The 264-nt window shown below is 47.0% G+C and carries 1 protein-coding gene; it reads right to left on the bottom strand.

Translation table 11 applies throughout. The features are described 5' to 3' along the window. Window positions 1–264 (bottom strand): YcxB family protein (locus AAEY79_RS15240; protein WP_352289327.1); only part of this gene is annotated, 264 nt, incomplete at both ends.

The following is a 264-nucleotide window of genomic DNA, read 5'->3' as shown; positions in this document are numbered from 1 at the left end:
TCATAAAGATATAGTCGTCGGTCTCATCCCAGCTCTTCACAGCGCTCCAAGGAATCACCGCTTGTTGGGTGCTGCCTGCACGCATCTGCATACCGCGCATCTGATTGCTACTAAACATATCTGACTGATTGACCGGCACTGCCATTACCAGACCATGCTTCTGTACACCTAGTTTCATTTGGCGCATCTCATCAGGCATTTCTTGCTCAGCGACTTGCTTTTCAAACTCTCTTTTCACATACCATTTAAAACCAAGCGTACGAA

The organism is Psychrobacter sp. GW64-MNA-CIBAN-0177, assembly GCF_040309585.1.
Classification (GTDB): domain Bacteria; phylum Pseudomonadota; class Gammaproteobacteria; order Pseudomonadales; family Moraxellaceae; genus Psychrobacter; species Psychrobacter okhotskensis.
Note: the sequence above shows the minus strand (reverse complement) of the source record. Positions and strands in the feature narration are given on the sequence as shown.